The organism is Mycobacterium sp. NPDC003449 (assembly GCF_053588415.1).
The window spans coordinates 1-6,400 of record NZ_JBSFPX010000286.1 but is presented as its reverse complement, the minus strand read 5'-3'; the positions used below and the strand labels follow the sequence as shown (position 1 = coordinate 6,400).

Genomic DNA, 6,400 nt, shown 5'->3' with positions numbered 1-6,400 from the left:
GTCGCACCGTCTCGGCCAGATCCTCGGGTGTGGCCGAAGCGTAGGGCACGCTGGGCGGTAGCGGGCCTGCGATGTCGACCGCGATGATGTCGGCGCCCTCCTTGGCCATCCGGACGGCGTGCGCGCGGCCCTGGCCGCGGGCCGCCCCGGTGATGAAGGCGACTTTCCCGTTCAACCGATCACTCATCGACTCTCCTTGGTCTTTCTCTGTTCGGCCTTGACCAGGCCGCCACCGATGATGAGGCGCTGGATCTCGCTGGTGCCCTCGTACAGCCGTAGCAGCCGGACCTCGCGGTAGATCCGCTCGACCGGAACCTCACGCATATAGCCGGTGCCGCCGTGGATCTGGACCGCGAGATCGGCCACATTCCCGGCCATTTCGGTGCAGAACAGTTTGGCCGCCGAGGGCGCGATGCGCCGGTCCGCGCCCGACACCCACTGCCGCGCGGCATCGCGGACCAGCGCCCGCCCGGCCATTACCCCGGTCTGCTGGTCGGCGATCATCGCCTGGACCAGTTGGAAGCCGCCGATCGGTTGACCGCCCTGGGTGGCCGCGGCGGCGTAGGCCACCGACTCGTCGAGCGCGCGCTGGGCGGATCCGACCGCGAGTGCGGCGATGTGCACCCGGCCGCGGGCCAGCGAGGTCATGGCCGCCCGGTAACCGACGTCCTCGCTGCCGCCGACCAGGGCCGAGGCCGGAACCCGCACGGCGTTGAAGGACACGTCGGCGGTCCAGGCACCCTCCTGACCCATCTTGGCGTCCTTGGCCCCGACCTCGACGCCCGGTGCGTCGGCCGGCACGAGAAACACAGCGATACCGGGGCCGGCATCGTCGGCCGGGCGGGTGCGGGCGAACACGATGAACAGATCAGCCGTCGGCGCGTTGGTGATGAACCGTTTCTGGCCGTCGATCACCCAGTCGTCGGCGGTATCGATCCCCCGGTCGTTGCGCTCCTGCCCGCCGTTACGAACGGCCTTGGTGCGCAACCCCGCCGGGTTGGACCCGGCGCCGGGTTCGGTGAGCGCGAACGATGCCACGACGTCGCCGGAGGCGATGCCCTCGAGCCATCGGGCCTTCTGTTCATCGGTGCCGAAGCCGACCAGCACCTGGCCGGCGATGCCGTTGTTGGTGCCGAACATCGACCGCAGCGCCAGCGATGTGTAGCCGAATTCCATTGCCAGTTCGACATCCTGAGCCAGGTTGAGGCCGAGCCCGCCCCACTGCTGGGGGATCGCGTAGCCGAACAGGCCCATGTTCTTGGCCTGCTCGCGCAGGTCGTCGGGAACCCGATCGGTGCCCAGGATCTCGTTCTCCCTGGGAACCACGGCGGCGCGGATGAAGCTGCGGGTCTGGGCCAGGATCTGCTGGAAGTCGTCATCGCCGACTTCGGCATCGGCCTGGGTACTGGTCACGGAGTGACTCCTTGTGCGGTGGCGTCGGGGGTCGCGGACGAGCCAATATCGTATATGAAATATGATCGGTGCCGGACAGAGCCCCCGGGAATGGAAAGTTGGGTGATCAGGTGTCATTGCTGACCGGTCAGACTGCCGTGGTGACGGGTGGAGCCCAGGGCCTGGGCCTCGCCATCGCCAAGCGCTTCATCGACGAGGGGGCGCGAGTGATGTTGGGCGACCTCAATCTGGAGGCCGCCGAGGCCGCCGCCGAACAACTCGGCGGTGCCGATGTGGCCGCCGCCGTGCGCTGCGACGTCACCTCGGCCGCCGAGGTCCAGGCGCTCGTCGACGCCGCGGTCCGGCGTTTCGGCGGTCTGGACGTCATGGTCAACAATGCGGGCATCACGCGGGACGCGACCCTGCGCAAGATGACCGAGGACCAGTTCGACCAGGTCATCTCCGTACACCTCAAGGGCACCTGGAACGGCACCAAATCGGCGGCGGCGGTCATGCGGGAGAACAAGCGCGGCGCGATCGTGAACATGTCATCGATATCCGGCAAGGTCGGCCTGGTCGGCCAGACCAACTATTCGGCCGCCAAGGCCGGCATCGTCGGGATGACCAAGGCCGCGGCCAAGGAGCTGGCCCACCTCGGGGTGCGGGTCAATGCGATCCAGCCGGGGTTGATCCGCTCGGCGATGACCGAGGCGATGCCGCAACGCATCTGGGACGAGAAGCTGGCCGAGATCCCGATGGGTCGGGCCGGCGAACCCGACGAGGTGGCCAAGGTCGCGTTGTTCCTGGCCAGCGATCTGTCCTCGTATATGACGGGCACCGTGCTCGAGGTGACCGGCGGGAGGCACGTGTGAGTGCCCGCGAGGCGGTGATCTGCGAGCCGGTCCGCACGCCGATCGGCCGCTACGGCGGCATGTTCGCATCGCTGTCCGCCGTGGAACTCGGGGTCACCGCGCTCAAGGGACTGTTGCGGCGCACCGCCATCGCACCCGAACAGGTGCAGGATGTGATTCTCGGGCACTGCTATCCGAACAGCGAGGCCCCGGCGATCGGCCGGGTCGTCGCGCTCGACGCCGGTCTGCCGGTGACGGTTCCGGGTATGCAGGTGGACCGCCGCTGCGGGTCCGGGTTGCAGGCCGTGCTCCAGGCCTGTCTTCAGGTGCGCAGCGGCGACAACGATCTGGTGATCGCCGGGGGTGCCGAGAGCATGAGCAACGTGGCGTTCTACTCCACCGATATGCGGTGGGGCGGGGCCCGCAGCGGGGTGCAGATCCACGACGGGCTGGCCCGGGGCCGGGCCACCGCGGGCGGGCAGTTCTACCCGGTTCCCGGCGGGATGCTGGAGACCGCCGAGAATCTGCGGCGCCGGTACGGAATCGGCCGGGTGGAACAGGACGAACTCGCGGTGCGCTCACATGAGCGTGCGATCGCCGCTCAGGCCGAGGGCGTCCTGGCCGAGGAGATAGTCCCCGTCACGGTGCGCACCCGCAACGGCTCCCAGGAGATCGACACCGACGAGCACCCGCGCGCCGATACCACCGTGCAGTCCCTCGCCAAGCTCAAACCTGTTCTGCTCAAACAGGATCCGGATTCCACCGTGACCGCGGGCAACGCCAGTGGTCAGAACGACGCGGCCTCGATGTGCATCGTCACCACCCCGGACAAGGCCGCCGAGCTGGGTCTGCGCCCGCTGGTGCGCCTGGTCTCCTGGGGTTCGGCCGGCGTCGAGCCCAACATCATGGGCATCGGCCCGGTGCCTGCCACCGAGGTTGCCCTGGCCAAGGCCGATCTGCGGCTCGGCGATATCGATCTGATCGAACTCAACGAGGCGTTCGCCGCGCAGGCGCTCGCGGTGATGCGGGAGTGGAAGTTCGGCGCCGCCGACCACGACCGCACCAACGTGCGGGGATCGGGAATCTCGCTCGGCCACCCGGTCGGGGCCACCGGCGGGCGGATGCTGGCCACGCTCGCACGGGAACTGCACCGGCGCCAGGCCCGCTACGGGTTGGAGACCATGTGCATCGGCGGCGGGCAGGGCCTGGCCGCCATCTTCGAGAGGGTGCTATGACCAGAATCGCGCAGACCCTGGGGCTCACCGAGTTCCAGGGTGAGATCGTCTCGACGGTACGACAGTTCGTCGACAAGGAGATCATCCCGGTCGCCCAGGAGTTGGAACACTCCGACAGCTATCCGCAGGCCATCGTCGACCAGATGAAGGAGATGGGCCTGTTCGGGTTGATGATCCCCGAGGAGTACGGCGGGCTCGGTGAGTCGCTGCTCACCTACGCGCTGTGCGTCGAGGAACTGGCGCGCGGGTGGATGAGCGTGTCCGGGGTGATCAACACTCACTTCATCGTGGCCTACATGATCTGCCAGCACGGCACCGAAGCCCAGAAGCAGAAGTTCCTGCCGCGCATGGCGACCGGGGAGACCCGCGGTGCGTTCTCGATGTCGGAGCCCGAGCTGGGCTCCGATGTCGCTGCGATCCGCACCAGGGCCGGGAAGAACGACGACGGCACCTACACGATCGACGGCCAGAAGATGTGGCTCACCAACGGCGGTAGTTCGACGTTGGTGGCCGCACTGGTGAAAACGGACGAGGGCGCCGAAAAGCCGCACCGCAACTTGACCGCGTTTCTGGTCGAGAAGCCGACCGGTTTCGGCGAAGTGGTTCCCGGGCTGACGATTCCGGGCAAACTGGACAAGCTTGGCTACAAAGGAATCGACACCACCGAGCTGATCTTCGACGGCTACCGTGCCGGTGCCGACGACGTGCTCGGCGGGGTGACCGGCCAGGGTTTCTTCCAGATGATGGACGGGGTCGAGGTCGGCCGCGTCAACGTGTCGGCACGGGCCTGCGGTGTGGGGATCCGCGCCTTCGAGCTGGCGGTCCGCTACGCCCAGCAGCGTGAGACCTTCGGCAAGCCGATCGCCGAACACCAGGCGGTGGCATTCCAATTGGCCGAGATGGCCACCAAAGTCGAGGCCGCTCATCTGATGATGGTGAATGCGGCCCGGCTCAAGGACTCTGGTGAGCGCAACGACGTGGCCGCCGGTATGGCCAAGTATCTGGCCAGTGAATTCTGTTCGGAGGTCACCCAGCAGAGTTTCCGGATCCACGGCGGCTACGGGTACTCGAAGGAATACGAGATCGAGCGGTTGATGCGCGATGCGCCCTTCCTGCTCATCGGCGAGGGCACCAGCGAGATCCAGAAGAACATCATCAGCAAACGGCTGCTCGCCGACTACCGGATCTGACCCGTGACCGTCCCGGATTTCGCCGCGCGCCCGCAGCTCGCCGAGGATGTCGCCCGCCTGATCCGCAGGCGGATCTTCGACGGCACGTACCCGGCGGGCAATTTCATCCGCCTGGAACAACTGGCGGCCGAACTGGGGATCAGCGTGACGCCGGTGCGCGAGGCGTTGTTCGGATTGCGCGCCGAGGGGTTGCTGACCCAGCAGCCCCGGCGGGGTTTCGTGGTGCTGCCGGTGTCCAGGCGTGATATCGAGGACGTCGCCGGCGTCCAGGCGCACATCGGTGGGCAGCTGGCGTCACGTGCCGCACGACAGATCGGCGACGAGCGGCTCGCCGCGCTGGAGCTGATCCAGCGCCAGCTGGAGGAGGCCTACGCACAGGGCGATCACGACGGAGCGGTCCGGCTCAACCACGCGTTCCATCGCGAGGTCAACCGGGCCGCGGAATCGCCCAAGCTGGCGCAGCTGATGTCCCAGATCACCCGCTACGCACTGGAATCGGTGTTTCCCACGGTCGAGGGCTGGCCCGAGCAGTCCACGCATGATCACCGCCGGATCCTGGCGGCGTTGCGGGCCCGCGACGGGAAACGCGCCCGCGACGCCATGGCCGAGCATCTCAGTGCGGCCTCCAAACCGCTGACCGATCACCTGGCGCGGTTGGGCGTACTGGAGTAGGGATGACCAAGAGTCCGCGAGCAGACGCAAAACTGCCCATTTCAGCCCGGAAATGTGCAGTTATGTGTCTGCTCGCCGAGAGAAGAGGGTAGGCAATGCCGGGAGTTCTCGACGGAATCCGGGTACTCGACTACGGGCGTTTCATCGCCGCCCCGTGGTGCAGCGCGATCCTCGCCGATATGGGCGCCGACGTGTTGCGGGTCGAGAAGCGCGAAGGCGGTGAGGACCGCTGGGTGCAGGCCGTCACCGAAGGAGGTGAGGGCGGAACCTTTCTGCAGTGCAATCGCAACAAGCGCTCACTCACACTGGATTCCACCCTGCCGGAGGGCGCGGAGATCACCCGGCGGATGGTGGCCCGCTCCGACATCGTCGTGGCGAACATGCCTGCCGCAGGCATGCGGGCCAGCGGCCTGGACTACGAGACGCTGAAAGCCGTCAAACCCGACATCATCCTGGCCAGCGCGACGGCGTACGGCGAGGGCGGGCCCTACAGCGACAAGATCGGGTTCGACGGGGCCGGCCAGGTGATGTCGGGGGCGGTGTACCGGCAGGGACTACCCGATCAGCCGATCCGGACCGTGGTGCCCTATGCGGACTTCGGGACCGCGCTGACGCTGGCCATCGGGGTGATGATGGCGCTCTACCACCGGGATCGGACCGGGCAGGGGCAGCACGTCGAAGGTGCCTTGCTGCCGACGGCGCTGATGTTGTCGAATGCTTTTCTGATCGAGCGTGAACTGTTGCAGGTCGACAAGCCCAGGATGGGAAACCAGGGTGCCTCGGTCGCACCGTGCGACCTGTACCGGACGGCCGACGACCAGTGGGTGCTGCTGCAGGTGGCCGGGCAACCGATGTTCAAGCGCTGGTGCCGCCTGGTCGGCCGGGAGGAACTGTTCGACGATCCGCGGTTCGCCAACGACGATGTCCGTTGGCAGAACGGCGACATCCTCAACGACATCATGGCGCGGTGGTGCGCCGACAAGACCAAGGTCGAGGTGCTGGACCTGTTGGAAAAGGCGAGAATGCCTGCCGCGCCGCTGCATTCCACCCAGGATGTGCT

The 6,400-nt window shown here is 67.2% G+C and carries 6 protein-coding genes and 1 pseudogene; 5 read left to right on the top strand and 2 right to left on the bottom strand.

Going from position 1 to position 6,400, the window contains the following annotated elements:
- Both ACWDTP_RS36565 and ACWDTP_RS36560 read right to left on the bottom strand, forming a co-directional pair.
- Positions 1 to 187 (bottom strand): annotated as a pseudogene (locus ACWDTP_RS36565) (SDR family mycofactocin-dependent oxidoreductase); the annotation flags it as partial.
- The gene (locus tag ACWDTP_RS36560; protein WP_450028104.1) at positions 184 to 1,413 is read right to left on the bottom strand and encodes an acyl-CoA dehydrogenase family protein; all 1,230 of its coding nucleotides are present in this window, start codon (positions 1,411 to 1,413) and stop codon (positions 184 to 186) included. The gene ACWDTP_RS36560 and the pseudogene ACWDTP_RS36565, both read right to left, overlap by 4 nt.
- 110 nt (positions 1,414 to 1,523) lie before the next feature.
- Between ACWDTP_RS36560 and fabG the strand changes: the two genes are divergently transcribed.
- From fabG to ACWDTP_RS36535, 5 genes are all read left to right on the top strand, one after another.
- On the top strand, positions 1,524 to 2,264 hold the full coding sequence (gene fabG / locus ACWDTP_RS36555) for a 3-oxoacyl-ACP reductase FabG (protein ID WP_450028103.1): 741 nt from the start codon (positions 1,524 to 1,526) through the stop codon (positions 2,262 to 2,264).
- A complete protein-coding gene (locus tag ACWDTP_RS36550) occupies positions 2,261 to 3,478 on the top strand; it encodes an acetyl-CoA C-acetyltransferase (protein ID WP_450028102.1) in 1,218 nt (405 codons plus the stop codon). Before fabG ends, ACWDTP_RS36550 begins: the two co-directional genes overlap by 4 nt.
- Positions 3,475 to 4,668, top strand: coding sequence for an acyl-CoA dehydrogenase family protein (locus tag ACWDTP_RS36545; RefSeq protein WP_450028101.1), 1,194 nt, complete (start codon positions 3,475 to 3,477; stop codon positions 4,666 to 4,668). Before ACWDTP_RS36550 ends, ACWDTP_RS36545 begins: the two co-directional genes overlap by 4 nt.
- A gap of 3 nt (positions 4,669 to 4,671) precedes the next feature.
- Complete coding sequence (locus tag ACWDTP_RS36540; protein ID WP_450028100.1) at positions 4,672 to 5,340, top strand: GntR family transcriptional regulator; 669 nt, start codon at positions 4,672 to 4,674, stop codon at positions 5,338 to 5,340.
- 95 nt (positions 5,341 to 5,435) lie between these two features.
- Positions 5,436 to 6,400: CaiB/BaiF CoA transferase family protein (locus ACWDTP_RS36535; RefSeq protein WP_450028098.1), on the top strand; the 965-nt coding region annotated here is incomplete at its 3' end.